This window comes from Microbacterium sp. 22303 (genome assembly GCF_052045265.1).
Taxonomy (GTDB): Bacteria; Actinomycetota; Actinomycetes; order Actinomycetales; family Microbacteriaceae; genus Microbacterium.
In genome coordinates, this window is record NZ_JBQEOQ010000006.1 from 19,068 (window position 1) to 44,028 (window position 24,961).

Annotated in this window: 26 protein-coding genes; 4 read left to right on the top strand and 22 right to left on the bottom strand. The window is 70.2% G+C overall.

The window, feature by feature from the left end; translation table 11 throughout:
- Positions 1 to 33: 33 nt before the first annotated feature.
- The 14 genes from pheT to infC all read right to left on the bottom strand — a co-directional run bounded on the left by pheT (position 34) and on the right by infC (position 13,277).
- Positions 34 to 2,556 carry a phenylalanine--tRNA ligase subunit beta gene (gene pheT, locus ACTJI8_RS16155; RefSeq protein ID WP_440734457.1) on the bottom strand — a complete coding sequence of 841 codons (2,523 nt, stop codon included), beginning with the start codon at positions 2,554 to 2,556 and terminating at the stop codon, positions 34 to 36.
- The gene (gene pheS, locus ACTJI8_RS16160; RefSeq protein WP_440734458.1) at positions 2,556 to 3,626 is read right to left on the bottom strand and encodes a phenylalanine--tRNA ligase subunit alpha; all 1,071 of its coding nucleotides are present in this window, start codon (positions 3,624 to 3,626) and stop codon (positions 2,556 to 2,558) included. The genes pheT and pheS overlap by 1 nt, the downstream gene beginning before the upstream one ends.
- 52 nt (positions 3,627 to 3,678) lie before the next feature.
- Positions 3,679 to 4,317, bottom strand: coding sequence for a hypothetical protein (locus ACTJI8_RS16165; protein WP_440734459.1), 639 nt, complete (start codon positions 4,315 to 4,317; stop codon positions 3,679 to 3,681).
- Positions 4,318 to 4,395: 78 nt separating this feature from the next.
- On the bottom strand, positions 4,396 to 5,322 hold the full coding sequence (locus tag ACTJI8_RS16170; RefSeq protein WP_440734460.1) for an amino acid ABC transporter permease: 927 nt from the start codon (positions 5,320 to 5,322) through the stop codon (positions 4,396 to 4,398).
- Positions 5,319 to 5,975 carry an amino acid ABC transporter permease gene (locus ACTJI8_RS16175; RefSeq protein ID WP_440734461.1) on the bottom strand — a complete coding sequence of 219 codons (657 nt, stop codon included), beginning with the start codon at positions 5,973 to 5,975 and terminating at the stop codon, positions 5,319 to 5,321. The genes ACTJI8_RS16170 and ACTJI8_RS16175 overlap by 4 nt, the downstream gene beginning before the upstream one ends.
- Positions 5,976 to 6,065: 90 nt before the next feature.
- Positions 6,066 to 6,974, bottom strand: a complete 909-nt coding sequence (locus ACTJI8_RS16180) for a glutamate ABC transporter substrate-binding protein (RefSeq protein WP_440734462.1) — start codon at positions 6,972 to 6,974, stop codon at positions 6,066 to 6,068.
- A gap of 43 nt (positions 6,975 to 7,017) precedes the next feature.
- Positions 7,018 to 7,782: an amino acid ABC transporter ATP-binding protein gene (locus tag ACTJI8_RS16185; protein ID WP_440734463.1), complete on the bottom strand. Its 765-nt coding sequence runs from the start codon at positions 7,780 to 7,782 to the stop codon at positions 7,018 to 7,020.
- Between the two features lie 174 nt (positions 7,783 to 7,956).
- Positions 7,957 to 8,985: a TAXI family TRAP transporter solute-binding subunit gene (locus tag ACTJI8_RS16190; protein ID WP_440734464.1), complete on the bottom strand. Its 1,029-nt coding sequence runs from the start codon at positions 8,983 to 8,985 to the stop codon at positions 7,957 to 7,959.
- Positions 8,982 to 10,361, bottom strand: coding sequence for a sensor histidine kinase (locus ACTJI8_RS16195; RefSeq protein ID WP_440734465.1), 1,380 nt, complete (start codon positions 10,359 to 10,361; stop codon positions 8,982 to 8,984). The genes ACTJI8_RS16190 and ACTJI8_RS16195 overlap by 4 nt, the downstream gene beginning before the upstream one ends.
- A 3-nt stretch (positions 10,362 to 10,364) precedes the next feature.
- The gene (locus ACTJI8_RS16200) at positions 10,365 to 11,033 is read right to left on the bottom strand and encodes a response regulator transcription factor (protein ID WP_440734466.1); all 669 of its coding nucleotides are present in this window, start codon (positions 11,031 to 11,033) and stop codon (positions 10,365 to 10,367) included.
- 2 nt (positions 11,034 to 11,035) lie between these two features.
- Positions 11,036 to 11,836, bottom strand: a complete 801-nt coding sequence (locus ACTJI8_RS16205; RefSeq protein WP_440734467.1) for a TrmH family RNA methyltransferase — start codon at positions 11,834 to 11,836, stop codon at positions 11,036 to 11,038.
- 87 nt (positions 11,837 to 11,923) lie between these two features.
- Positions 11,924 to 12,310, bottom strand: a complete 387-nt coding sequence (rplT, locus tag ACTJI8_RS16210) for a 50S ribosomal protein L20 (protein ID WP_045272308.1) — start codon at positions 12,308 to 12,310, stop codon at positions 11,924 to 11,926.
- A 33-nt stretch (positions 12,311 to 12,343) separates the two neighbouring features.
- Positions 12,344 to 12,538, bottom strand: coding sequence for a 50S ribosomal protein L35 (gene rpmI, locus ACTJI8_RS16215; protein WP_440734468.1), 195 nt, complete (start codon positions 12,536 to 12,538; stop codon positions 12,344 to 12,346).
- Positions 12,539 to 12,629: 91 nt separating this feature from the next.
- Positions 12,630 to 13,277 (bottom strand): translation initiation factor IF-3, encoded by a 648-nt coding sequence (gene infC, locus ACTJI8_RS16220; RefSeq protein ID WP_440734731.1) that lies wholly within the window; start codon positions 13,275 to 13,277, stop codon positions 12,630 to 12,632.
- 333 nt (positions 13,278 to 13,610) lie between these two features.
- Between infC and ACTJI8_RS16225 the strand changes: the two genes are divergently transcribed.
- Positions 13,611 to 13,946, top strand: coding sequence for a DUF1844 domain-containing protein (locus tag ACTJI8_RS16225; RefSeq protein WP_440734732.1), 336 nt, complete (start codon positions 13,611 to 13,613; stop codon positions 13,944 to 13,946).
- A gap of 18 nt (positions 13,947 to 13,964) precedes the next feature.
- Here ACTJI8_RS16225 and ACTJI8_RS16230 read toward each other — a convergent pair whose 3' ends face one another.
- The 6 genes from ACTJI8_RS16230 to ACTJI8_RS16255 all read right to left on the bottom strand — a co-directional run bounded on the left by ACTJI8_RS16230 (position 13,965) and on the right by ACTJI8_RS16255 (position 18,433).
- Entirely contained in the window at positions 13,965 to 14,786 is an 822-nt protein-coding gene (locus tag ACTJI8_RS16230; RefSeq protein ID WP_440734469.1) for an SseB family protein, read from the bottom strand.
- Positions 14,770 to 15,516: a bifunctional 1-(5-phosphoribosyl)-5-((5-phosphoribosylamino)methylideneamino)imidazole-4-carboxamide isomerase/phosphoribosylanthranilate isomerase PriA gene (gene priA / locus ACTJI8_RS16235; protein WP_440734733.1), complete on the bottom strand. Its 747-nt coding sequence runs from the start codon at positions 15,514 to 15,516 to the stop codon at positions 14,770 to 14,772. The genes ACTJI8_RS16230 and priA overlap by 17 nt, the downstream gene beginning before the upstream one ends.
- 110 nt (positions 15,517 to 15,626) lie before the next feature.
- Complete coding sequence (gene hisH / locus ACTJI8_RS16240) at positions 15,627 to 16,277, bottom strand: imidazole glycerol phosphate synthase subunit HisH (RefSeq protein ID WP_440734470.1); 651 nt, start codon at positions 16,275 to 16,277, stop codon at positions 15,627 to 15,629.
- Entirely contained in the window at positions 16,274 to 16,894 is a 621-nt protein-coding gene (hisB, locus tag ACTJI8_RS16245; RefSeq protein ID WP_440734471.1) for an imidazoleglycerol-phosphate dehydratase HisB, read from the bottom strand. Before hisB ends, hisH begins: the two co-directional genes overlap by 4 nt.
- Positions 16,891 to 17,976, bottom strand: a complete 1,086-nt coding sequence (locus ACTJI8_RS16250) for a histidinol-phosphate transaminase (RefSeq protein WP_440734472.1) — start codon at positions 17,974 to 17,976, stop codon at positions 16,891 to 16,893. Before ACTJI8_RS16250 ends, hisB begins: the two co-directional genes overlap by 4 nt.
- A 100-nt stretch (positions 17,977 to 18,076) precedes the next feature.
- Entirely contained in the window at positions 18,077 to 18,433 is a 357-nt protein-coding gene (locus tag ACTJI8_RS16255) for a LysM peptidoglycan-binding domain-containing protein (RefSeq protein WP_440734473.1), read from the bottom strand.
- A 56-nt stretch (positions 18,434 to 18,489) separates the two neighbouring features.
- Between ACTJI8_RS16255 and ACTJI8_RS16260 the strand changes: the two genes are divergently transcribed.
- A complete protein-coding gene (locus ACTJI8_RS16260) occupies positions 18,490 to 18,759 on the top strand; it encodes a hypothetical protein (protein ID WP_440734474.1) in 270 nt (89 codons plus the stop codon).
- Complete coding sequence (gene lexA / locus ACTJI8_RS16265) at positions 18,756 to 19,442, top strand: transcriptional repressor LexA (protein WP_440734475.1); 687 nt, start codon at positions 18,756 to 18,758, stop codon at positions 19,440 to 19,442. Before ACTJI8_RS16260 ends, lexA begins: the two co-directional genes overlap by 4 nt.
- Positions 19,443 to 19,562: 120 nt before the next feature.
- Here the strand turns inward: lexA and metE are convergent, their stop codons facing one another.
- Positions 19,563 to 21,884, bottom strand: a complete 2,322-nt coding sequence (gene metE, locus ACTJI8_RS16270; protein WP_440734476.1) for a 5-methyltetrahydropteroyltriglutamate--homocysteine S-methyltransferase — start codon at positions 21,882 to 21,884, stop codon at positions 19,563 to 19,565.
- A gap of 36 nt (positions 21,885 to 21,920) precedes the next feature.
- Positions 21,921 to 22,931, bottom strand: a complete 1,011-nt coding sequence (locus tag ACTJI8_RS16275) for a methylenetetrahydrofolate reductase (protein WP_440734477.1) — start codon at positions 22,929 to 22,931, stop codon at positions 21,921 to 21,923.
- 103 nt (positions 22,932 to 23,034) lie between these two features.
- Between ACTJI8_RS16275 and ACTJI8_RS16280 the strand changes: the two genes are divergently transcribed.
- The gene (locus ACTJI8_RS16280; protein WP_440734478.1) at positions 23,035 to 24,936 is read left to right on the top strand and encodes a prolyl oligopeptidase family serine peptidase; all 1,902 of its coding nucleotides are present in this window, start codon (positions 23,035 to 23,037) and stop codon (positions 24,934 to 24,936) included.
- Positions 24,937 to 24,961 lie beyond the last annotated feature (25 nt).

Below are 24,961 nucleotides of genomic sequence, written 5' to 3' on the forward strand. Positions count from 1 at the left end.
CATGCGCCCACACTAACCGAGCGCGTGTCCGCGTCAGTCGCGGATCTGAGCTCCGAACCGCTCGGTCGCGACAGCGACGCCGGCGAGCTTCGCCTCCGTCGCCTCTGCGGCGGTCAGCGTGCGATCGTCGGCTCGGAAGCGCAGCGCGAACGTCAGGCTCTTGGATCCGTCCGGAACGCCCTCGCCACGGTAGTCGTCGACGAGGCGGACCGACTCGAGCAGCGCGCCTGCACCCTCGGACAGGGCGGCGCTCACATCGGCGGCGGGGATCCCGGCGTCGAGCACGAGCGACACGTCCTGCGTCGCGGCGGGGTAGGTCGACAGCGATGCCGCGACCACGCGCTCCCCCGCCAGCGCCAGCACGCCGTCGAGGTCGAGCTCGAGCACCACCGCGCGTCCGGGCAGGTCTGCGTCGGCCGACACCTGGGGGTGCAGCTCGCCGACGTAGCCGACCTCGGTGCCGCGCACCTGCAGCACACCGGCGCGTCCCGGGTGAAGGGACGCACGGCTGCCCTGCACGACGTCGATCTCGACGCCCGCGGCATCCGCGATCACGCGCACGGCGTCGAGCGCCTCGCTGAGGCCGTACTCCTCGGCCGCACGCCCCGGCTGGCGCGGGGTGACGTGCCCGGTGAACAGGGCGGCGACGAGGCGGGCCTGCGGCGGGATCGAGGCGTCCAGCTCGGCGAGCTTCTCGTCCGAGGGTCGGACACCCAGCGGCGGCACCTCGTCGGTGCCGTAGACCACGCCCGGCTCCGGCAGGAACACGACGCCGGTCTCGAAGATCGCCAGATCCACGAGGCCGCGCGCGATGTTGCGGTGCGCGATCTGCAGCAGTCCGGGGAGCAGGGAGCGCCGCAGGAACGGCGTCTGCCCGTCGAGCGGGTTCGCGAGGCGCACACCGGGAAGGCTCTCCCCGGAGGCGGAGCCGTGCAGGTCGTTCTGCTCCTGCGTGGTGAACGGGAACGCCGGAGTCTCCACCAGCCCCGCGGCGGCCAGGGCGTTCGCGACGCGGCGCCGGCCCTGCTGCAAGTCGGTCAGTCCGCGACCGGACGGCGGGGTCGGCAGCACGGACGGGATCCGGTCCAGTCCGTGGATGCGCGCGACCTCTTCGGCCAGCGACCATTTGTCGGTGAGGTCGGGGCGCCAGCTCGGCGGGATCACTACCCACCCGGTCCCTGAGCCTGTCGAAGGGTCGTCCGCCGTGACCTCGGCGCCGATCGTCTCGAGCGCGCCCGTGACCTCGTCGTCGGTGTAGTCCACCCCGATCAGGCCCTGCACGAAGCCGGCCGGAAGGTCGATGCCCTCGATGTAGACCTCGGCGAAGAGCGCGCCGCCCTCCTCCGTCAGGGTGCCGCCGGCGAGTTCGACCATGAGATCGGCGACGCGACGCGCGGCAGCGAACGGGATGAGCGGATCCACTCCGCGCTCGAAGCGCTTGGACGCCTCGCTGGGCAGCTTGTGCCGGCGGGCGGAGCGCGCGATCGTGATGGGGTCGAACGTCGCCGCCTCGATGAGCACGTTGCGCGTGGTGCCGCTCATCTCGGTCGTGCCGCCGCCCATGACGCCGGCGAGGCCGATCGGACCCGAGCCGTCGGTGATCAGGAGGTCCTCGGCGTGCAGGATCCGCTTCTGGCCGTCGAGCGTGACCATGGTCTCGCCCTGCGCAGCACGGCGGACCACGATGTTCCCGTCGAGCTTGTCCAGGTCGTAGCCGTGCACGGGGTTGCCGAGCTCGAGCATCACGTAGTTGGTGATGTCGATGAGCACGCCGAGCGAGCGCATACCCGCGAGGGTGAGGCGCGCGATCATCCACGGCGGAGTGGGACGGGACGGATCCACGCCGCGCACCACGCGGGTGACGAACTCGGTCGCGCCGGTGGCGCCGCGAATGGGAGCCGCGTCCTCGACGACCGCGGTGCGGCCGCTGCCGGGCTGCAGCTCGGCGAAGTCGCGGTCGGCGGGGTCGCGGAAGGCGGCTCCGGTCGCGTGCGCGTACTCGCGGGCGATGCCGCGGAGCGAGAACGCGTAGCCGCGGTCGGGCGTGACGTTCACGTCGACGGCGACGTCGTCGAGTCCGAGGAGGGCGATCGCGTCGGTGCCGACAGGGGCGTCGATGCCGAGTTCGGAGAGGATCAGGATCCCGTTGTGCTCATCGCCGAGACCGAGCTCGCGGGCCGAGGCGATCATGCCGTCGGAGACATGCCCGTAGGTCTTGCGCGGGGCGATCGGGAAAGGCCCGGGCAGCACGGCGCCGGGCAGGGTCACGACGACCTTGTCCCCCACTGCGAAGTTGCTCGCGCCGCAGACGATGCCGCGGACGCCGCCGTTCCCCTCGCCCACGTCGACCTGGCACCAGCGGATGGTCTTGCCGTTGGACTGCGGCTCCTCCTCGAAGGAGAGCACCTGCCCGACGACGACCGGGCCGGAGATGTCGAAGCCGTGCAGCTCCTCCTCCTCGAAGCCCACGGAGACGAGCGCCGCGAAGACGTCGTCCGGCGTGACCGTCTCGGCCACATCCACGTACTCACGCAGCCACGAAAGCGGGACGCGCATCACACCACCATCCCGAACTGCTCGCTGAAACGGACATCGCCCTCGGCCATGTCACGCATGTCCTGCACATCGCTGCGGAACATCAAGGCGCGCTCGACGCCCATGCCGAACGCGAAGCCGCTGTACACATCGGGGTCGATCCCCGCCGCGCGCAGCACGTTGGGGTTGACCATGCCGCAGCCGCCCCACTCGATCCACCGCGCGCCGCCCTTGAAGGTCGGGTGCCACAGGTCGAGTTCGGCGGAGGGCTCCGTGAAGGGGAAGAAGTTCGTGCGGAAGCGGGTCTTCGCCTCCGGGCCGAAGAGCTGACGCGCGACGTGGTCGAGCGTGCCCTTGAGGTGCGCCATCGAGATGCCCTTGTCGACGACGAGGCCCTCGAACTGGGTGAACACCGGCAGGTGGGTGGCGTCGAACTCGTCGGTGCGGTAGACGCGCCCGGGGCACAGCACGTAGATGGGCACTTCGCGGTCGAGCATCGAGCGCACCTGCACGGGGCTGGTGTGCGTGCGCATCACGAGGTGACGCGACGGCGGATCCACGTAGAACGTGTCCTGCTCCTGACGTGCGGGGTGGTCGACGTCGAAGTTCAGCGCGTCGAAGTTGAACCACTCGTGCTCGAGCTCGGGGCCTTCGGCGATCTCCCAGCCCATGCCGACGAACACGTCGCTGATCTGCTCCTGCAGCAGCGTGAGCGGGTGCCGGGCGCCGACCCGGGTACGCGAGGCGACCGCGGTGATGTCGACGCGCTCGGCCTCGAGCCGCGCGGCGGTCTCGGCCTCGGCCAGCTCCGCCTCCTTGGCGGCGAGCGCCTGCGTGACGCGCCCGCGGCCCTGGCCGATGAGCTTGCCGAAGGCGGCCTTGTGCTCGGGAGCGACCTGGCGCATGGACGCGTTGAGGATCGCGAGCGGCGACCCCTCGGCGACGTGCGCAGCGCGTGCGGCCTTCAGTTCGGCGGTGTCGGCCGCGGACCCGATCGCGGCGAGCGCGGCCTCGACGGCGGTCTCCACCGCCTCGGGGGTGATCTGTGCTGCTTCAGAAGCGCGAGGGGAAGTCTGTGCGTTGTCGGACACGAGAACCGAGTCTACCGGCGCGGCGGCATCCGCCCCGCCCGCCACCGATCGCTCAGAGCGGCCCGAACATCTCCGTGCGCCTTGTCGGCGCCCACGACAGACGCTCGCGCTCCAGGGTCGCTGCGAGGCGAGGATTCCTCTGCGTCTGCCGTCGCAGGATCTGCCTGCTGCGGCCGACGATCGAGGGCGGCACGACGAAGACCGAGACGAGCAGGAGCACCATGCCGAGTTCGACGAGCACCGGCACCAGCGCCCGGCCGCTCGTCAGGGCGCCGATCGCGAGGAACACCGTGAAGACGCACAGGATCCCTCCGGCCGCCCACAGCCCGCTCCGCAGACTCCCCGGGCCGCGGACGGACAGGGAGGTCCCCGGCTTCGGCACCCAACGCCGCACGCGCTGCAGGAACCATCCGCCGACCGCCGCGAGGACAAGGCCGACGATCATCCATGGCATGTTCGACAGCGTTCGGCCGGTGACGGCGACCATCACCCCTGCGAACAGAACGGCCGAGATGCCCACGCTCAGAAGCGCCGCCCACATGCCGGCCGCCGCAGCCCGCGCATCCGCGATCTCCCGCAGCCGGGTGGAGAACTCCGGTGCGTACTGCTTCCCCAGCTCCGGGTCGAGCCACTGAGCGAGCGTGCGGCTCGATGCGGGCGGGTACGCGGAGACCGGTTCGACGTGCACCATGACCGCGAGGCTACAGGGCGCTTCGGTCGGCGTGGTGGGGACCGGCGCGCTCAAGCCCCCCCGCTGAGCGCGCCGGAGTCAGCGCGGCCCGCCGCCGGCGTCGAGGTTGCCGGCGCGGCCCTGCAGCGCGATGACCTCGGTCAGGGTCGACTCGTCGTCCGCGGCGGAGTTGCCGACGTGGTGGAGCACCTTCGGCGAGCGCCGGGTGCGCACCTCGAGCCACTTCGCGATACCGGAGAGGATCAGGCACATGGAGATGTAGATGACCGCGACGATGAGACCCGCCTGCAGCAGCGGGCGGCCGGGCTGCCCGCTGAGGTACTTGGCGTAGTAGATGAGTTCGGGGTAGGTGATGATGAAGCCGAGCGCCGTGTCCTTGAGCGTCACCACGAGCTGAGCCACGATGACCGGCAGCATCGCCCGGATCGCCTGCGGCAGCAGGATGAAAACCATGACGCCGGACTTGCGCAGGCCGATCGCGTAACCGGCCTCCTTCTGCCCCTTCGGCAGCGCCTCGACACCGGCGCGCAGCGCCTCGGCGAGCACGGAACCGTTGTAGAGCACGAGGCCGATCACGACGGCCGCGTACGCCGACATCCGGAAGGTGGATCCGGGGATCGAGTTCACGCCGTAGAAGAAGATCATCATCATGACCAGCACCGGCACGGCGCGCAGCAGTTCGATCACGACGGTGACCGGCACCCGCACCCAGGCGTGGTCGGAGAGCCGCCCGATCGCCAGCACGAAGCCGAGCAGGATGCTGCCGACCGCGGCGGCGAGGAAGGCGCTCACGGTCGCCCACAGCGCCTGGGCCATCCCCTGCCAGACGAGCGAGTAGGTGAAGAGGTTCCACCGCGCGGCGTCGAACTGGCCGGTCACCGCGAATCTATAGGCGACGAAACCGACCGCGGCGACCACGACCAGGACGGTCACGATGCCGAGGAGGAGGTTGCGCCGGACGGCCTTGGGGCCGGGGACATCGTAGAGAACGGATGCGCCGCTCATCGGACGATCCTCCACTTCTTCTCGAAGTGCCGCTGCACGAGGCTCAGCAGGAACACCAGGACGATGAACACCACGGCGACCCACAACAGGATCTCCATGACAGTGCCCGGCCGGTTCGCGGAATCGGCGACGGTGGCGCGCAGCGCGGCGAGCTCGGCGATGGAGAAGCCGGCCGCCACCGTCGTGTTCTTCAGCAGCGCGATGAACACGCTCATCATGGGCGGCACCACCGATCGGAACGCCTGCGGCATGACGACAAGCGTCATCACCTGCCCGAAGGTGAGGCCGATCGCGCGGGCGGCCTCGGCCTGCCCCACGGGCACGGTGTTGATGCCGGCACGGAGGACTTCCGCGACATAGGTCGCGGTGTAGATGCCGAGGGCGATGATGCCCAGCGGCATGAACGGGATCTCCGGAAGATCGAGCTTCGGATATCCGAAGACGAAGAAGAAGAACACCAGGGTGAGCGGGGTGTTGCGCACCAGGTTCACGTACACCGTGCCCACGCCGCGGGCGATCGGCACCGGCGAGACCCGCATGGCGCCGACGATGGTGCCCAGCACGAGCGCCAGCGCGCCGCCGCCGAGGAAGAGCAGGACCGTGTTCAGGGTCGCCTGCCCCCACAGGTCGAGATTGCCCAGGAGTGCGTCCACGCGCTCTCTCCTTCCGGTTCGGGTTCGGGGACGTCCGAGGACGTCGGGGAAGAAGCGGCCGGCGGGGTCAGCCCCGCCGGCCGCCCCGGATCACTTCTCGACCGCGGGCTGGGTGACCTTCATGCCGCTGGCGCCGAGGTTCTTCTCGAAGATCGCCTTCCAGGTGTCGCCGCCTTCGGTGAACATCGTGTTGATGAACGTCTGCAGTGCCGCGTCGCCCTTGGCCAGGCCCACGCCGTACTTCTCCGTCGTGAACGGCTCGCCGACGACCTTGAGCTCTTCCGGATCCTGCGAGGCGTAACCGATCAGGATGGCCTGGTCCGTCGTCACGGCATCGACCTGCTTGCTGATCAGCTGGTCCACACACGCGGAGTACAGGTCGAGACCGACCGTCTTGGTGTCGGGGAAGTTCGCCTGGATGTTCTGCAGGGGCGTGGATCCGGTCGCGGAGCAGACCGTCTTGCCGGCGAGGTCCTTCTCGCTCTTGATCGTGTCCTCGCTCTTGCGGACCAGCAGGCCCTGGCCGGTGACGAAGTACGGGCCGGCGAAGTCGATCACGGCCTTGCGCTTGTCGGTGATCGAGTAGGTGCCGACGTAGTAGTCGATGTCGCCGTTCACGATGGACTGCTCGCGGTTGGCCGACGGGATCGGCTTGAACTCGATCTTGTCCTCGCTGTAGCCGAGCGACGCCGCGATCCAGCGCGCGATGTCGATGTCGAAGCCGCTCCGCTCACCCGTGGTCGCGTCCTTGAAGCCGAGGCCAGGCTGGTCCTCCTTGACGCCGATGGTGATCTTGCCGTTCTTGGTGATGCGGTCGAACGTCGGGCTGCCTTCGAGCTTGACGTCCTTGGCGACCTCGAACAGCGGCTTGTCGCTGGTCGGGCTCACGCCCTCCCCCGTGGATCCGGGGCTGGTCGGGCTGCCGCTGTTGCAGCCGGTGAGGGCGATCAGGGCGACGGCGGCGATGCCGATGCCGGTGAGGATCCGTGACTTTCGCATGTGCTTCTCCTTCAGTGCAGGGTGCTGTGGTGCGGGGATCAGGTCAGTGGGTGAGCAGCTTGGACAGGAAGTCCTTGGCACGGTCCGACTGCGGGTTGGTGAAGAACTCCTCGGGGCCGGCCTCCTCGAGGATTCGCCCGTCGGCCATGAACACGACGCGGTTCGCCGCCTTGCGGGCGAAGCCCATCTCGTGCGTGACGACGATCATCGTCATCCCGCTCGCGGCCAGCTCGATCATGACGTCGAGGACCTCGGTGATCATCTCCGGATCCAGCGCGCTGGTCGGCTCGTCGAAGAGCATCACCTTGGGGTGCATCGCCAGTGCCCGGGCGATCGCGACGCGCTGCTGCTGCCCGCCGGAGAGCTGTGCGGGGAGCTTGGAGGCCTGCTGGGCCACGCCCACGCGCTCGAGCAGCTGCATGGCCTCCTTCTCCGCATCCGCTTTCTTGAGGCCGCGCACCTTGATCGGCCCCAGCGTGACGTTCTCGAGGATCGTCAGATGCGCGAACAGGTTGAACGACTGGAACACCATGCCGACGTCGGCGCGCAGCTGGGCCAGGCCCTTGCCCTCGGCAGGAAGCTCCTTGCCGTCGATCGTGATCGAGCCGCTGGTGATGGTCTCCAGACGGTTGATGGTGCGGCAGAGGGTCGACTTGCCGGATCCGGACGGTCCGATGATGACGACCACCTCGCCCTTGTGCACGGTGAGGTCGATGTCGGTCAGCGCCTGGAAGTCGCCATAGTGCTTCTGCACGTGGTCGACCACGACCAGGGGTGCGCCGACGGAGGCAGGGCGGGATTCGGGCATGTCGGAACTCCGTGAGGACGAGCGAGGCGGATGGAACCGCGGGGTGACGATGACGCTATTGGTTCGCCCGCTCCCGGAGCACTGCGCTTGAGGATTCCTTGAGGGTTTCGTCGCTCCCGTTTCCGGGCGGTTTCCCGCACGCGACAGCGGTGTTCCACAGGACGCGCCGCACCCTCAGTCGTGCGTCTCCCGGTAGTACCGTGCGGCACCGGTGTGCAACGGGATCGGGTCGGTGAAGATCGCCTGCCTGCGATCGAGCAGCGCCGCCGCGGGTGCAACCTGGGCGATCGTCGCGCGCTCGTCGAAAAGCACCGCCGTCGCGTCGTGGATGAGCGCCTCCGGCGCATCGGCGCGGGCGATCAGGTAGTTCGGCACCGTCATCGTCACCGTCGAGCTGTCGATGCCATAGCCGCCGATCGGGAAGTCGGCCTGCCGGTAGGCACCGGCATGCGCCGCGTTGACGGCCTCGACGACAGCCGGCGGAATCGACAGCAACCGGATCGGAGTGCCGGCCGCGAGCGTCGCGATGCCCGGTGTCGGCAACCCGCCCACCCAGAAGAACGCGTCGATCTCCCCCTTGCGCAGAGCCGCGATCGACCCCTCGAGGCCCAGCTCCGGATTGCTGATCGCGGCGGCGTCCACGTCGGCGGCCGCGAGCACGCGTCGGGCGACGAGTTCCACCCCGGAGCCGCGCGCGCCCAGCGAGACCCTGCGCCCTGCGAGGTCGCGCAGGTCGTGCACATCGGATCCGTCCCTGACCACGATGTGCACGTACTCGTCGTACAGCCGAGCGACGGCGACGATCGGGATCGCCTCTTCGAACGCGCCCGTGCCCGCCACGGCGTCCGCGACCGCATCGCCCTGCGCGAAGCCGAGCACCGCCCGGCCGGATCCGATCCGCTCCAGGTTGTCGACGGATCCATTGGTCTGCTGCGCGGTGAACCGGACGCCGAGGCGGGTGGCGAGAGCCGCGGCGTACTGCTGGCCGTAGGCGTAGTAGACCCCGGTCGCTCCCCCGCCGGCGATCGTCTGCGGCTTGTCCGCCCAGCTGCGGTCCTCCGGTGCGCACGAGGCGAGGCTCGACACGCTCAGCACGCAGAGCAGCAGCGCGACCAGCATCCGCGCCGTCCTCCACCCCGACCGCGTCGCGCCACCGCTCGGCGCGGTGCGCCGGGGCCGCCCCTGGCTGCTCTGCACGGTCATCGCGCTTCCGCGGCGGGGAGCACCAGGACTACCCGGAGCCCACCGTCCTCCGGCGCCTCCAGACGCACGGCTGCATCGACCGTGGCCAGCAGATCCGTGGCGATCGCGAGGCCCAGGCCCGTGCCGGGGATCGCGCGCGTCCGGTCACTGCGCCAGTGCCGGTCGGTCGCATGCGCGAGCTCGTCCTCCGCAAGGCCCGGACCGTGATCGCGCACCGACAGCTCGCAAGCGGTCTCCGCGCGCGCCACTGTGATGTCGACCACCGTGCCCGCCGGCGAGAACTTCACGGCGTTGTCGATCACGGCGTCCAGCGCGCTCTCGGCGATGGTCTCATCCGTGGTGGAGCGCACCGGTGCATGGACGTGCAGAGCCAGTGCGACGCCTTTCGCGGCCGCCGCGTCCTGCCAGGCCACCACGCGGCGCTCGGCGAGATCGGCGAGATCGACCGGATCGCGCAGCGGCGCGGGATCGGATCCGCGCGCGAACGACAGAAGGGTCTCCAGGATCCTCGACATCCGCCGGCCCTCTTCGCGCGTCGCCTCGACCTCGTCGTCCCAACTGCGGTCCAGGCCCGTCGCGAGCGATTCCACCCGCAGCAGCAGAGCGCTCAGCGGATTGCGCAGTTCGTGCGACGCGTTGAGGGCGAACTCCTGCTGACGCGACACCACGCGCTCGATCTCCTCCGCCATCCGGTTGAAGAGCAGGATCATGCGGTGCAGCTCCGGGGGTCCGGTGTCGTCGGCGATGCGCGCCTCCATGTCACCGCGCTCGATGGCCTCCATCGCCTCGTCCACGCGGTGCACCGGCTTGAGCACCCAGCGCGCGAGGCCCAGCACCACGAGCAGGCCGACCCCGATCGCGACCACGCTGACGACGCCGAGCAGGATCCACTGCCGCACGATCTCGGCACGCGGCGCCTCCACGCTCGCGGACATGACCACGGCGCCGATGACGTCACCCTGATCGAAGATCGGCTCGACCAGAGACTGCTCGGCGAACTGCCACGGCAGCAGGACGGGCTCCGGCAGGTCGCTGCGCCGCCCGGAGAGAGCGAGCTGCACCTTGTTCACGGTGGCGTCGTCGAGCACCGGAGACTCGCCCTGCTGCGGTGACCAGGGTCGGCCGGACCGGTCGACCACGATCACGCGCGTGCCGTACAGATCGTGGTACCGCTGCAGTTCGCCGTCCAGCACTTCGGAGCTTCCGGACAGCAGCGCCTGCCGCGCGCTCGTCACGAACGTGCCGATGTCACCGACCTGCTGCGTGTAGAAGCCCTGCTGCACGCTGCGGGAGGCCGCCCAGCCGTATGCGCCGCCGAGCAGCAGCAGCACCGCCGCGAGCGGCACCAGGAACACGATGAACAACCGCTTCCGCACGGGTCACAGTCCCGTCAGCCGGTAGCCCACGCCGCGAACCGTCTCGATGAGCGCCGGCCGCCCCAGCTTGCGCCGGATCGAGGCGACGTGCACCTCGAGCGAGCGGGCGAAGCTCTGCCAATCGGTGTTCCACACCTCGCGGATGAGTCGCTCGCGCGGCACGGCGACACCCGGATACCTGGCCAGCACCGCGACGATGTCGAACTCCTTGCGGGTCAGCTCCACCGGCTCGCCGTCCACGAGCACCCGGCGCGCGACGAGGTCGATCCGCACACCGTCGATGTCGATGCCGACCGGCCCGACCTCGCCGGCGATCGCATGGCTGCGGCGGGTGACCGCCTCGATGCGGGCGAGCAGCTCCTGCACGTCATAGGGCTTGACCAGGAAGTCGTCGGCCCCGGCGCGCAGTCCCCGTATGCGCTCGTGCACCTGACTGCGCGCGGTGGCGATGAGGATCGGGACCCCGCTGACCGCGCGGATGCGGCGGCAGAGGTCGATGCCGTCGATGTCCGGAAGGCCGAGATCGAGGATCACGGCCTCCGTATCGGTGCCGAGCATGTCGAGAGCGCCCCGTCCGTCGCCCGCACGCTCCACCGCATAGCCGGCACGGCCGAGGAACCCGGCGAGGGCGTCGGCCACGCGTTCGTCGTCTTCGACGATGAGGATCTTCATACTCAGGCGCGCTGGGCGAACGCGCTCTCGTAGAGGCAGACACTGGCGGCGGTGGCGAGGTTCAGCGACTCGGCCCGGCCGAAGATCGGCAGCCGGAGCGCCCGATCGGCCAGCTCCAGCGCCGGCTCCTCCAGCCCGTGCGCCTCGTTGCCGAACAACCACGCCGTGGGCCGGGCGAGCACGCCTTCGGCACGGGCCGCGAGCAGGTCATCGCCCTTCACGTCCGCGGCGACGACCTGCAGGCCGGCAGCGTGCGCGCGCTCGATGACATCGGCGAGATCGCCGCCGACCGAGACCGGCAGATGGAAGAGGGATCCGGTGGTCGAGCGCACGACCTTCGGGTTGTACAGGTCGACCGTGCGTCCGGTGAGCACGACCGCGTCGGCGCCCGTCGCGTCCGCGGCGCGGATGATGGTGCCGAGGTTGCCGGGGTCGCGCACCTCCTCGCAGATCGCGACGAGGCGCGGAGCGGCGGCGAAGATGTCCCGCACGGACGTGGGCGTCTGCCGGGCCACCGCGACCACGCCCTGCGGCGTGACGGTGTCGGCCATCGCCGCGAGCACGAACTCGGTCACGTACTCGAAGCGCACGTCCGCGTCGGCCGCCGCCTGACGCAGGTCGCCGTGCTTGTCCCATGCGGTCGGCGTCGCGAAGAGCTCGACGATGGCCTCGGGCCGATAGGACAGCGCTTCGCGGACCGCCTGCGGTCCCTCCAGCAGGAACAGGCCTGTCTCGGTGCGGGCGCTGCGCTTGGTGAGCTTGGCGACGGCGCGCACGCGCGGGGATCGGGGGTTCTCCAGCACGATCACAGTCTAGGGACACCGAAGGGGCGCCGCCCTCATGGACGACGCCCCTTCGTGTTTCAGATGCTTACGCAGCCGACTTCGTGCTTACGCAGCCGACTTGGGCGCGTTGACGTCCGCCGGCAGAGCCTTGCGGGCCGTCTCGACCAGCGCGGCGAACGTCGCCGGCTCGTTGACGGCGAGCTCGGCGAGCATGCGGCGGTCGACCTGGACGCCGGCGAGACCGAGGCCCTGGATGAAGCGGTTGTACGTGATGCCGTTCTGGCGGGCAGCCGCGTTGATGCGCTGGATCCACAGACGACGGAAGTCGCCCTTGCGCTTGCGACGGTCGCGGTACGCGTAGACGAGGGAGTGGGTGACCTGCTCCTTCGCCTTGCGGTACAGGCGCGAGCGCTGGCCACGGTAACCCGAGGCGCGCTCGAGGATGACGCGACGCTTCTTGTGAGCGTTGACGGCGCGCTTGACTCTAGCCATTTTCGTGTGTTCCTGTTCGTGAGATCGGGCGCGTCAGCGGCCGAGGAGCTTCTTGGCGACCTTGGTGTCAGCCTTCGACATCACCTGGTCCTGGTTGAGGCGGCGGGTGCGGCGGCTCGACTTGTGCTCGAGGTTGTGACGCATCCCGGCCTGCTGCTTCTTCAGCTTGCCGCTGCCGGTGATCTTGAAGCGCTTCTTGGCACCCGAGTGGGTCTTCTGCTTCGGCATCTTCTCTTCCTTCGTATGGCGCCCAGCTGGGCGACAGGGTTCTGCCCGCGCATTGCGGGAGGTCTGTGTGGGGCTTATCGCTCCGACCGGATCACTCCGTGGTCGAGGCGGGAGCAGCCGATTCTGCGGGCTCTGCCGGCGCGCCAGGCGCCTTGGCGTCGCGGGCCGCCTGCTTGTTGGCCGCGCGCTGCGCGTCGCGCACCGCGTTCTGCTCGGCCTTCGCCTCGGACTTGTTCTTCAGCGGGGCGACGACCATGACCATGTTGCGTCCGTCGATGGTGGGGTTGGACTCCACCGTGCCGAACTCGGCCACGTCCTCGGCGAACTTGCGGAGGAGCCGCACGCCCTGCTCGGGACGGGACTGCTCCCGACCGCGGAACAGGATCATCGCCTTCACCTTGTCGCCGGCCTTCAGGAAGCCCTCGGCACGCTTGAGCTTGGTCGTGTAGTCGTGCGCCTCGATCTTCAGACGGAAGCGCACCTCCTTCAGGATGGTGTTCGCCTGGTTGCGGCGAGCTTCCTTCGCCTTCTGCGCGGCCTCGTACTTGAACTTGCCGTAGTCCATGATCTTGACCACGGGAGGCTTCGAGTTCGGGGCCACCTCGACGAGATCGAGGTCGGCTTCCTGCGCAAGACGCAGTGCGGCCTCGATGCGGACGACGCCGATCTGCTCACCCGCGGGGCCGACGAGGCGGACCTCGGGGACGCGGATGCGCTCATTGGTGCGGGGATCGCTGATGCGGACTCCTTAGACGATGGTTTCGGCCACCGTGATCCGGACGGATCACGGGCGAAATCAGAATCGTCCCACCCGCCGGCAGTCAGACGCCGGCGACACCCTGACCCGCTGCACAGCTGTCGCTGCACGGCGGCTACCGATGTGAATCGGCGGAGTGCTGGACCCGGTAGCCTTGAGCGGCAAGCGCGGGTGGGAAGTGAATCCTCTTTCGTGCCGGGACATAAGCCCCGGAGCCCGCAGAAGTCTATCAGAAGGCAAGACCTTCGGAAAGCCGGCACTGTGAGCACTCCCGCGCCCGACGGCCACGAGCACGTCTCCCCCTCCACCTCCACGCTGGATGACACCGCGACGGGCGCCGCCCGGGACATCGCCGACGTCGCCGCCGTCGAGGTGATCACCACCGCTGCCGTGCATCTGCTCAGCGCCGCCGCGGTCAAGGTCGGCCTGGCCGATGACCCCGAGACGCAGAAGGATCTGGACGAGGCCCGCAAGCTCATCAACGCCCTGGCCGGCCTCATCACGGCCGCCGCCCCCGAGATCAGCGACATGCACGCACGCTCGCTGCGCGACGGGCTGCGCTCCGTGCAGCTCGCGTTCCGAGAGGCGTCCGTCATCCCGGATCCGATCGGGCAGGGGCCCGGCGAGAAGTGGACCGGCCCGGTCAACTGACCGGGCTCGCCCGCACCCTCAGACGCTGGCGCGCAGCTTCACCGTGAGCGAGTCGACGAGCACGGCGATGCGGTCGTCTGCGGCCCAGCGCTGAGCGAGACGCGCGAGCACCGCATCGAGCGTCTCCCGGTCCAGTCCCTCGACGAGCTCGAGCGTGACGACGAGCTCCGGGCCGCGCAGGCGCGCGTCCGGGTCGCCTGCGGAGACGGCGACATCGATCACAGCGAGCTCGCTGCCGACGCTCTCCAGAAGGCCCGCGTAGACCTCGGGCGAGAGGAAGCTCGGCTCCCACTGCTGCCCCTGCGCGATCGCCCACACCGCGGGACGGCGCAGCACGAACTCGGTCTCGGATCCGGGGTCCAGCACGATGAGCTCCGCGTCCCCCGAAGAGGCGGACAGCGCCACGCGGGCGGCCTCGACGGGGATGGGGCGCGCGATCGGATCCCACGCGCGCATCGTGTCGACGCTCGTGAACGCCGGCTGCACCGTGCGTCCGTCGGGCGCGGCGACGGTGACGAGCGAGAGCTCCTGGGTCTTGTCCACCGTCAGGCCCGACGGTGCCACGCCCTCCTCGCCCTTCTCCGCGACGAGCGGCACGAGCACGCGCGCGGCGCGGAACGCGTCGACGACCTCGGCCTGCGACCCGGCACCGGCGCGGAACCGGGTCAGCGCGTCCCAGAGAGCCGGGTCCGCAGAGCCGTCATCGCCCGCGCGGGTGTTCTCCTCGAACGAACGCCCCGCCCAGGGAACTCCTGCGGAGTCGCCCGTGTTGGGATGCGCGCCGTGATCGTGATCGCATCCGGCCGCACCAGACACGGCACCGTCAGGATCCGGCGACATCCAGCGCCTCGGCCAGGGTGAACGCGCCGGCGTACAGCGCCTTGCCGACGATCGCGCCCTCGACGCCGAGCGGCACGAGCTCGCGGAGCGCGGCGATGTCATCGAGGTTCGCGATACCGCCGGATGCCACCACGGGCTTCGGGGTGCGCGCGGTGATCTCGCGGAGCAGGTCGAGGTTCGGCCCCTTGAGCGTGCCGTCCTTGGTGACGTCGGTGACGACGTAGCGGCTGCAGCCGGCGTCCTCGAGGCGGTCGAGCACCGTCCAGAGGTCTCCGCCCTCCTTGGTCCAGCCACGGGCGGCAAGTGTCGTGCCGCGCACGTCCAGGCCCACTGCCACGGCATCACCATAGCGCGCGATGACGTCGGCGGCCCACTCGGGGTTCTCCAGCGCCGCGGTGCCGAGATTGATACGTGACGCGCCCGACTCCAGCGCCGCCTCGAGGCTCGCGTCGTCGCGGATCCCGCCGGAGAGCTCCACGTTGACGCTGCGGAACTGCTTGATCACGCGGCGCAGGATCGCCGTGTTGCTGCCGCGGCCGAACGCGGCATCGAGGTCGACGAGGTGGATCCACTCGGCGCCCTGGTCCACCCACTCGGCGGCGGCATCGAGCGGATCGCCGTAGTTGGTCTCGCTTCCGGCCTCGCCCTGCGTCAGGCGCACGGCCTGGCCGCCGGCGACGTCCACCGCCGGGAGCAGGGTCAGGGAGGGGGACTGCGCGAACTCGTTCATGTCGTCCTTCGGGTCACGGTGCGCTGCGCTCTTCGGGCGCGGCACGAGAAGAGAGTAGTCCGGGTGCGTGCGGGGCACCAATCCCCCGCCGTCACACTCCGAGGAGGGGGTCAGAGCGTGGAGATCCAGTTGCGCAGCAGCTGGATGCCGGCCTCGCCGGACTTCTCCGGGTGGAACTGGGTCGCGGACAGCGGTCCGTTCTCGACCGCGGCGAGGAATCGCGAGCCATGCTCGGCCCAGGTGAGCCGCGGCTGCGGGAACGGCGGCATGACGTCGAGCTCCCACGTCTGCGCGGCGAACGAGTGCACGAAGTAGAAGCGTTCGTGCTCGATCCCCCGGAACAGGACGCTGTCCGGGTCGGGCTCCACGGTGTTCCAGCCCATGTGCGGCAGCACCGGCGCGTCCAGCTCGGTGACGATGCCGGGCCACTCCCCGAGGCCGTCGACCTCGGCGCCGCGCTCGACACCGCCGGCGAACAGCACCTGCATGCCCACGCAGATGCCCAGAACAGGACGACCGCCGGCCAGGCGCCGTTCGATGATCTCGTCACCGCCGTGCGCGGCCAGCGCCTCGCGGACGGCCGCGAACGCGCCGACGCCCGGGACGACGAGCCCGTCGGCCTCGAGCGCCGCGGTGCGATCGCCGGTGAGCTCCGCGTCCGCGCCGGCGCGGATCAGCGCCTTCACGGCGGAGTGCACATTGCCGGATCCGTAGTCGAAGACCGCGACGGTCGGACGGCGACCCTCTGCCTGGGCGGTCACAACGCGCCCTTGGTGGAGGGCACGCCGAGCACCAGCGGGTCCAGCGACTTGGCCTGACGGAACGCGCGCGCGAACGCCTTGAACTCGGCTTCGGCGATGTGGTGCGGGTCGCGACCGCTGATCACGCGCACGTGCACGGTGAGCGCCGCGTTGTACGCGATCGCTTCGAAGACGTGACGGACGAGGGATCCCGTGAAGTGGCCGCCGATCAGGTGGTGCTCGTAGCCCGCCGGCTCGCCCTCGTGAACGAGATAGGGCCGACCCGAGATGTCGACGACCGCCTGCACGAGCGCTTCGTCGAGGGGCACGAGAGCGTCACCATAGCGGGAGATGCCGCTCTTGTCGCCCAGCGCCTCGCGGATCGCCTGACCGAGCACGATCGCGACGTCCTCCACCGTGTGGTGCGCATCGATGTGGATGTCGCCCGAGGCGCGCACAGTCAGATCCGTCAGCGAGTGCTTGGCGAACGCCGTCAGCAGGTGGTCGAAGAACGGGACCGAGGTGTCGATGTGGCTCTGACCCGTGCCGTCGAGGTTGAGCTCGAGCTCGATCGTCGACTCGGACGTGGAGCGGGTGCGACGCGCGGTCCGGGCCGCAGCAGGGGTCTCAGCGGTCATGAGGCCGATCCTATCGAGGCGAGGGCGTCCAGGAATGCGGTGGTCTCGGCCTCGGTGCCGGCCGTGACGCGCAGGTGGTTCGGGATGCCGACATCGCGGATCAGCACGCCCTTGTCATACAGAGCGCGCCACGTTGCCGCCGGGTCCGCGACGCCGCCGAACAGCACGAAGTTCGACCAGGACGGGTGCGGCGTGTAGCCGAGGGCCTCGAGCGTGGCCGAGATCCGATCGCGCTGCGCGACGATCTCGTCGACCATCGCGAGCATGATCGGCGCATTGCGCAGGGCCGCGACCGCCGCCGCCTGGGTGAGGGCACTCAGGTGGTACGGCAGGCGCACGAGACGCAGTGCGTCGATGAATGCCGGATCCGCCGCGAGGTAGCCGACCCGCGCTCCGGCGAAGGCGAAGGCCTTGCTCATGGTGCGGGAGACGGCGAGCCGCGGACGTCCCTGCAGCAGCGTCAGCGCCGACGGCGAATCCTTCGGGGCGAACTCCTGGTAGGCCTCGTCCACGATCACGATGCCGCGCGCCGCCTCGTACACCGCCTCGATCACGTCGAGCCGGAGCGGAGTGCCGGTGGGGTTGTTCGGCGCGCACAGCAGGATGACGTCGGGGTCGTGCTCCCTGACCTGTGCCACCGCCTCGTCGACGGTGAGCTCGTAGTCGGGGTGGCGGGTACCGGCGATCCAGAAAGCCCCCGTGCCCTGAGTGAGCAGCGGGTACATGGAATAGGTCGGGGCGAACCCGAACACGGTGCGACCGGGACCGGCGAACGCCTGCAGGATGTGCTGCAGCACCTCGTTCGAGCCGTTACCGGCCCAGATGTTCGCGGCGGTGAGGTCATGGCCGAGGTAGCCGGCGAACGCCTCACGGAGCTCTGTGAACTCACGATCCGGATAGCGGTTGACGTCACGCAGCGCCACGGCGATGTCGTCGAGGATGTCGCTCGCGACCTGCTCCGGCACCGGATGCGTGTTCTCGTTCACGTTCAGCGCCACGGGCAGCGGAGCCTGCGGGGCGCCGTAGGGCCGCAGCCCACGGAGATCGTCGCGAAGGGGTAAGTCGTCGAGCGAGACAGTCACCCTGCCATGCTAGGCGGCCGCGCTGTGGTGCGTGGCACAGATGACCGCGGTTGCTGAGCGACGCCGAAGTACGGTTGCTGAGCGACGCCGAAGTACGGGATCAGCGCCCGGTCGATCCGTACCGTGCCGGGATCGCCAGGTGTTGTCCGACCTCGATCACACCTCCGTCGACGAGGTTCAGCTTCGAGATCTCGGCGACCACGTCGCGCGGGTCGGCATTCGGCGCGATCTCGCCCGCGATCGACCACAGGGTGTCGCCGGGCTGCACCGTGACGGTCGCGAAGGTGTTGCCCGTCGTCTGCTCCCCGGAGGCGAGCGCGGATCCGCTGCTCAGCGCCGCGAACGCGATCGTTCCGGACACCGGGAGCGCGACCAGCGCCGCGAGCACGCGCCGGCCGCGTGCGGTGATCCGCAGTCGCGTGGCGGGTACCTGACCGGCGAAGGTGATGCTGCTCATGGTGCTTCTCCTCAGTGTCTGTGTCGGTCCGCCTCTCCCCGGATCCGCATCCTCTGATGAGAATCTTCGAATCCGGGCCTCTGGAGAGGCGAACCTACGTACCGAAACTACTTTCGAGTTCGAACATCTGTCAAGCCTTCTTCGAATATCAGTTCCGAAGACTTGCCGACACGCTCGAACAGATCTATCGATTCCGGCCCGATCTCGGATACGGTTTCGATACGAAGACCCCATCACGGACCACCGACATTCGAATCGCCGCCCGCGAATCCATGCCGATCCCACCGATCCGCGAGGGCACGACGCACACGAAGGAGATGGCATGAGCGACGGTGCGGCCCCCGGCCCCGAGGCCCCGCGGACACGGCGCCGCAAGAGCCTCAGTGCGAAGCAGATGGCGATCCTCGAGGTCATCCAGACCTCGATCGCGCGGCACGGCTACCCGCCGAGCATGCGCGAGATCGGCGACGCCGTCGGCCTCAAGTCCCTCAGCAGCGTGACGCATCAGCTCGGCCAGCTCGAGCTCAGCGGCTATCTGCGTCGCGATGCCGGCAAGACCCGGGCCATGGAGGTCCTGATCGACCTTCCCGGCACATCCACCGAGAATCCCGCCGATACGGCCCCGTCCGTCGGCGACGCGGCACTCGTGCCCCTCGTGGGCCGGATCGCCGCCGGTGTGCCGATCACCGCCGAGCAGCAGGTCGAGGAGATCTTCCCGCTCCCCCGTCAGCTCGTCGGCAAGGGCGATCTGTTCATGCTGAAGGTCTCTGGCGAGTCGATGATCGACGCGGCCATCTGCGACGGCGACTGGGTCGTCGTGCGCTCTCAGGGCACGGCGGAGAACGGCGAGATCGTCGCCGCGATGCTCGACGGCGAAGCCACGGTGAAGACGTTCCGCCGTCGCGACGGCCACGTGTGGCTGCTCCCCCGCAACAGCGCATTCGAACCGATCCTCGGCGACGATGCGACGGTGCTCGGCAAGGTCGTGGCGGTGCTGCGCGCGGTCTGATTCCCGCCCCTTCCACGTCGAAGCCCCCTCTGCGTACCGAGGCCCCCTCTCAGATCCGTATCTGGGAGGGGGCCTCGGTGCTGCGAGGGGGCCTCGATGAAGACGCCCGGTGCGGGAAGGTCAGACCGCGACCGACACGTCCTCGCGGACGCGGCGGGTGGCCTCGACGATGTTGCGCAGCGAGGCGTTGGTCTCCTCGTAGCCGCGGGTCTTCAGACCGCAGTCCGGGTTGACCCAGAGCTGCCGCGTGGGGATCTCCTCGACGGCACGGCGCAGGAGCGTCTCCACCTCGGACGCGTCGGGGATGCGCGGCGAGTGGATGTCGTAGACGCCCGGTCCGATGCCGTGGTCGAAGCCCGACGCAGCGATGTCGGTGACGACCTCCATGCGGCTGCGCGCGGCCTCGATCGAGGTCACGTCGGCGTCCAGCGCCTTGATCGCGTCGATGACGACGCCGAACTCCGAGTAGCAGAGGTGGGTGTGCACCTGCGTGGCCGTCTCGGCGCCCGCGGTGGAGAGGCGGAAGGAGGCGACGGACCAGTCCAGGTACGCGGGCTGGTCGGCCTGCTTGAGAGGCAGGAGCTCGCGCAGCGCCGGCTCGTCGACCTGGATGACGCCGATGCCGGCGGCCTCCAGGTCCGCGATCTCGTCGCGCAGCGCAAGAGCCACCTGGTTGGCGGTCTCGGCGAGCGGCTGGTCGTCGCGGACGAACGACCAGGCCAGGATCGTCACCGGACCCGTCAGCATCCCCTTCATGGGCTTCGCCGTGAGCGACTGCGCGTACTGCGACCACTCGACCGTGATCGGGGCCGGCCGCGAGACATCGCCCCAGAGGATCGACGGGCGGGTGGCACGGGATCCGTAGGACTGCACCCAGCCGTTCTCGGTGACGTCGAAGCCGTCGAGGTTCTCGGCGAAGTACTGCACCATGTCGTTGCGCTCGGGCTCGCCGTGCACGAGCACGTCCAGGCCCAGTTCCTCCTGCAGCGTCACGACGCGGCCGATCTCCTCGCGGAGGAAGCCGTCGTACTCATCCGCCGTGATCTCGCCCTTGGTGAACTGCGCGCGGGCGCGGCGGATCTCGCCGGTCTGCGGGAAGGACCCGATCGTGGTGAGCGGAAGCGCGGGCAGATCGAGCGCGATGGACTGCGCAGCCACCCGGGCGTCGTAGTCGCCGCGGTCGAAGTCCGTGGCGGTCAGTGCGGCGGTGCGGGCACGGACGGCGTCCACGCGCACGCCGGGCGCGCCGAGCCGGTCGGTCAGAGCGGCGGAGGCGGCGTCGAGCTCCACGGCGATCGCGGCGCGACCCTCGGAGAGTCCCTTCGCGAGGGTGGTGACCTGCGCGACCTTCTGGTCGGCGAAGGCGAGCCAGTTCACCAGGCGGGCGTCGAGCTTCGACTCGTCCTCGACGTCGTGCGGCACGTGCTGCAGCGACGTGGAGGTCGACGCGGACACACCAGCCGCACCGAGGTCGCGCAGTGCCTCGAGCGTGTCGAAGGCTGCGGCCAGGTCGCCCCGCCAGATGTTGTGCCCGTCGATCACGCCTCCGACCAGAACCTTGTCGGCGAGTCCCGGAACAGCGGCGGGCACGGTGCCGCGCACGAGGTCGAGACCGATGGCCTCGATCGGAGCCGCGGCGAGGACGGCGAGGTTCGCGTCGAGCGCGGCGTAGGGCGCGGCGACGAAGATCGCCGGACGCTCGACGAGGCCGCCGAGAACCGCGTAGGCGCGCGAGGCGGCGGCGCCGAGTTCGGCGACGGACGACGGCAGCGACTCGCTCACCAGGGCGGGCTCGTCCAGCTGCACCCACTCGGCACCGGCGGCCTTGAGCGCACCGAGCAGCTCGGCGTAGACCGGGACCAGGTCGTCCAGGCGGGACAGCGGGTCGAAGCCCTCCGGGGCCTCGTCAGCCGCCTTGGCGAGCGCGAGGAAGGTGACGGGGCCGACGATCACGGGGCGGGTGCGGAAGCCGGCCTGCGCCGCTTCCTGCACCTGACGCACGATGCGGTCGCTGGAGAGCGAGAAGGCGGTGTCCGGTCCGATCTCGGGTACGAGGTAGTGGTAGTTCGTGTCGAACCACTTGGTCATCTCGAGCGGCGCACGCTCTCCCTCGCCGCGGGCGATGGTGAAGTACGCCGGCAGGCCGATCGTGCCGTCGGCGGACCGAAGGTCTTCGAAACGAGCGGGGATCGCGCCCACGGTGACGGCGGCATCGAGCACCTGGTCGTAGTACGAGAAGGACTCGGGGATCGCCGAGTCGGCGCGACCCAGGCCCTGCTCGGCGAGGCGCTCGCGCGTCGTCGCGCGCAGCTCAGCGGTGGTGCGCTCGAGCTCGGCCTCATCGATCCGTCCGGCCCAGAACGCCTCGACGGCCTTCTTGAGCTCACGGCGGCGGCCGATGCGCGGGTAGCCCAGGATGGTGCCCTCGGGGAATGCGGTCATGACGGTCCTCTCTGACGGAAGGGGGAAGGAAGCGGCCTAGTGCGCGCCGCGGGAATCTGCGAACTGCGGGACGCCCTGCGGAGAGACGGCGCTGCGCTCGGGCAGCACGCCGGCCCCCTCGAGCACATCCAGCACGGTGCGGTGCTGGTTGAACGCGTACAGGTGCACGCCCGGCGCGCCGCCGTCCACCAGCTCTCGCACGAGCGACACCGCATGCGCGACGCCGATCTCGGTGCGGCCCTCGGCCGTCGGCTCGACCTCGAGGGCGATGGACAGTTCGGCGGGAAGCTCCTCGCCGCTGAGCTCCAGCACACGGCGCAGGCGCGCGGGCGAGGTGATCGGCATGATGCCCGGCAGGATCGGGATCGTGACCCCGGCGCGACGTGCGCGCTCCACGAACGCGAAGTAGTCGTCGGGGTGGAAGAACAGCTGCGTGATCGCGAGGGTCGCCCCCGCGGCCTGCTTGGCCAGCAGCGCGTCGATGTCCTGGTTGCGATAGGTCGAACGCGGATGCCCGTTGGGGTAGGCGGCCACGGCGATGCTCACCTTGCGTCGCGGCGTCACCTGCACGGCTCGCGGAACGCCGGGGATCGGTCGCTCCTGGTACGGCGCGCGCTCGGCCTGCGCCCGGTCGATGAGCTGCACGAGCTGCGCCGAGCTCTCCAGATCCCCGAGGAACGGCTCGCTCTCGTCGAGCGGCGGGTCGCCGCGCAGGGCGAGGAAACTGAGGATCCCAGCGTCGAGGAACTCCCGGATCAGCCGCGAGGCTCCGGCATACGTGTTGCCGACGCAGGTGAGATGCGCGAGCGGCTCGACCGAGGTGTGCTCGCGGATGTAGCGCAGCACGTCGAGCGAACGTCCCCCGACGGACCCGCCGGCGCCGTAGGTCACGGAGATGAACCTCGGCGCGGCCGTGGCCAGCTGCTGGATCGTCTCGTGCAGCGCCTCGATCGGGGCGGTAGTGCGCGGCGGATACAGCTCGAAGGAGAGCGGCACGCGCGGCTGAGCGACCCCTGCGGGGGCGAACGGCGGCGCGTCGAAGGACATCTCTCTCCAGGGTCGGGGCGGTCACCCCACGCTAGGCGGCGCCGCGATGCGACGCATGCTGTGTTTCACCATGTGTCGGCTCGCGCTCTTCTAGGCTCGGGTCATGAGCACTCCGCACGGATCCTGGCCCTCTCCGCTGTCCGCCGCCGGCCTCGCCGTCGCCGGCACGAAGATCGACGGCGCCCGGTACGCCGCGGGCGGGATCTGGTGGAGCGAGTCGGTGCCGCAGGAGCGCGGACGGATGCGTGTGATGCACCGGGACGCCGCTGGCGCCGTGCACGAGGTGCTGCGCGCGCCGTGGAACGCCCGTTCGCGCGTGCACGAATACGGCGGCGGCGCGTGGACGGTGGCCGAGGACGGAACCCTGCTCTTCGTCGACGGCGAGGACCAGCGTGTGCACCGCCTGGATCTCGGCGCGACGGCGCCTGTGCCGCTGACCGCGGCAGGCCCGCGCTACGGAGGGCTCCTGGTGCAGCAGGGCCGCCTGTTCGCGGTGCGCGAGGACCTGCGCCCCGACCCGCACCAGCGCGCGATCGTGGAGATCCCGCTGGACGGATCCGCGGCGGACGACGACGCGGCCGTCACCACGGTCCTCAGCGGCAACGGCTTCTTCGCGCACCCGGCGCTCTCCCCCGACGGTGCGCGGCTCGCGTTCGTCGCCTGGGACGAGCGCGAGATGCCGTGGGAGCGCGCGATCGCCTTCGCGGTGGACCTCGCGACGGGAGCCCGCTCGGCGATTCCCGCGCGCGCCGCGCTGCAGCCCGAGTGGCTCTCCGACGACGAGGTGCTGTTCGCCGACGATGCGAGCGGTCGCTGGAATCTTCACCGCGCGCGGATCCCCGTGCAGCCGGCGCCCCCGATCCGGACGCCTCCCGCCATCAGGGAGGACTCGCCCTTCGTCGACGCCGACACCGGCGGCGGCCTGTGGGTGCTCGGGCAGCGCTGGTTCCGGGTGCTCGATGACGGCAGGATCCTCGCCGTCCGCACGAACGGATCCGATGCGCTCGTGCTGCTCGATGCCGACGGCACGCTCCTCCGCGAGCTCGACGTGCCGTTCAGCGGCGACCTGAGCCTGGAGGACTCCCTCGGTTCCCGCGCGCTGGTCGCCGGACAGGGCGCGCAGGTCGCACCCGGCCTGTGGGAGTTGGACGTCGATGCAGGCACCGTGCACGCGATCCGCGGCGGAGACCCCGTGGATCCGGCCTGGGTCCCCGGGGCGCGTCCCGTGACCTTCGACGGGCCGCACGGCCCCGTGCACGCGTTCGACCACGCCCCGGCGAACCCCGATGTCGACGCGGATCCGCGCGCGCTGCCGCCCTACGTCGTGCACGTGCACGGCGGACCCACCGCCCACACGTCCGGCGCGCAGGCGGGCTGGATCACGTACTTCACGAGCCGCGGCATCGGCGTGCTCGAGGTGAACTACGGCGGCTCGACCGGGTACGGGCGCGCGTACCGAGAGCGGCTCGACGGCCAGTGGGGCGTCGTCGACGTGGACGATGTGCTGGCTGCCGCGCAGGGCCTCGCCGACGCGGGCATCGCGGATCCGGCCCGCATCGCGATCCGCGGGGGTTCCGCCGGCGGATGGACGGTGCTGTCGGCCCTGGTGCGCGGAGGGGTGTTCGCCGCCGGCCTCGACCGGTACGGCGTCGTGGATCTGCGGCTTCTGGCCGAGGAGACGCACGACTTCGAGCGCTACTACCTCGACGGTCTTGTCGGCCCGCTGCCGGAGGCGGAGCAGACCTACATCGACCGTTCCCCGCTCACGCACGCGGATCGCATCGACGTGCCGGTGCTGATCCTGCAGGGCTCGGAAGACGCGGTCGTGCCGCCTTCGCAATCCGAGGCGATCCGCGACGCACTCGCCGCCCGCGGAGTGCCGCACGAGTACGTGCTGTTCGAGGGCGAGGGGCACGGCTTCCGGCAGGCGGACACGATCGCCGCCGCCGCCGAGGCGGAGCTGAGGTTCCTGGGCGGCGTGTTCGGGTTCGACCCGGTGCCGTAGGAACCGGCGTCGCCCGCCGCGCGGC